Below are 1,816 nucleotides of genomic sequence, written 5' to 3'. Positions count from 1 at the left end.
AGGGCGCCTCCACCGCCGACGGCGCCAACATCGTCCAATACGACGACTGGGGCGGCGCCAACCAGCAATGGCAGCTCGTCCGCGTGGACGGCGGCGGCACCGGCGGCACCTACACCAACCCGGTCGTCTGGCAGGACTTCGCCGACGGCGACATCATCCGGGTCGGCGACGCCTACTACTACTCGGCCTCGACGATGCACTACTCGCCGGGCGCGCCCATCCTGCGCTCCTACAACCTCGTCGACTGGGAGTACGCCGGCCACTCCGTGCCCAGGCTCGACTTCGGCTCCGGCGCCTACGACCTGAGCGGCGGCCGGGCGTACGTGAAGGGCATCTGGGCCTCGACGCTGAACTACCGGCCCCGCAACAGCACCTACTACTGGCTGGGCTGCGTGGAGTTCAACCGGACCTACGTCTACACCGCCTCGGCCGTGGACGGCACGTGGACCAAGCGCTCGCAGATCAACAACTGCTACTACGACGCCGGCCTGCTGGTCGACACCGACGACACCATGTACGTCGCCTACGGCAACGGCACCATCAGCGTCGCCCAGCTCTCGGCCGACGGGTTCAGCCAGGTGCGCGCCCAGCAGGTGTTCCAGACGCCGAGCAGCGTCGGCACGCTGGAGGGGGCCCGCTTCTACAAGCGCAATGGCTACTACTACATCTGGCTGACCCGCCCCGCCAACGGCCAGTACGTGCTCCGCTCCACCTCGCCGTGGGGCCCGTACGAGATGCGCCAGGTCCTGCTGAACATGCCCGGCCCCATCGCGGGCGGCGGCGTGCCGCACCAGGGCGGGCTCGTCCAGACGCAGAACGGCGACTGGTACTACATGTCGTTCGTCGACGCCTACCCCGGCGGCCGGGTCCCGGCGCTGGCGCCGATCACCTGGAGCGGCGACTGGCCGTCCGTGCAGACCGTCAACGGCGGCTGGGGCGTCACCTACCCGAGGCCGAACATCCAGACCAGCCGCACCGTGGCGCCCATGACCGGCCCCGACACCTTCACCTCGGGCAGCCTCGGGCACCGCTGGGAGTGGAACCACAACCCCGACACCAGCCGCTTCTCCACCGGCAGCGGCCTGCGCCTGCAGACCGCCACCGTCACCAACGACCTCTACAACGCCCGCAACACGCTGACCCACCGCATCCAGGGCCCGTCGTCCACGGCGACGATCGAGCTGGACTACGCGCAGATGAGCAACGGCGACCGCGCCGGCCTGGCCATGCTGCGCGACCAGTCGGCCTGGATCGGCGTCAAGCGCGACAACGGCGTCAACCGGGTCGTGATGACCAACGGGCTGACCATGAACAGCTCGTGGCAGACCACCGGCACCGGCGCCGAGGCGGCGAGCGCGGCCGTCTCGGGCGGCCGGATCTGGCTGCGGGTCAGCGCCGACATCCGGCCCGGCTCCGGCAGGCAGGCCCGCTTCTCCTACAGCACCGACGGCAGCACGTTCGTGGGCCTCGGCCCGCCCTTCACGCTGAACAACGCCTGGCAGTTCTTCATGGGCTACCGCTTCGGCATCTTCAACTACGCCACCCAGTCCCTCGGCGGCGCGGTGACGGTGCGCCGCTTCGACCTCACCACCCCCTGATCGAAAGGCACAGACGTGAGATCCAGACTCCTGTCCGTCCTGGCGGCGGTGGCCGCCTTACTGGCGAGCCTGCTCGTCGCCGTCCAGCCCGCCGCCCACGCGGCCACGGTGGACACCAACGCGTGGTACGTGCTGGTCAACCGCAACAGCGGCAAGGCCCTGGACGTCTACAACCTGGCCACCAACGACGGCGCCCGCATCACCCAATGGGCCAGGAA

General features: G+C 69.6%; 2 protein-coding genes. Both read left to right on the top strand.

The window, feature by feature from the left end; translation table 11 throughout:
- Positions 1-1,598, top strand: a 1,598-nt coding sequence (locus IO39_RS43245) for a family 43 glycosylhydrolase (RefSeq protein WP_043637524.1), incomplete at its 5' end; no start/stop codon positions are given.
- 48 nt (positions 1,599-1,646) lie between these two features.
- On the top strand, positions 1,647-1,816 hold a 170-nt coding region (locus tag IO39_RS53750; RefSeq protein WP_211267390.1), incomplete at its 3' end, for an RICIN domain-containing protein.

It is taken from the genome of Nonomuraea candida (genome assembly GCF_000725485.1).
Classification (GTDB): Bacteria; Actinomycetota; Actinomycetes; order Streptosporangiales; family Streptosporangiaceae; genus Nonomuraea; species Nonomuraea candida.
This window is presented reverse-complemented; position numbering and strand designations above follow the sequence as displayed.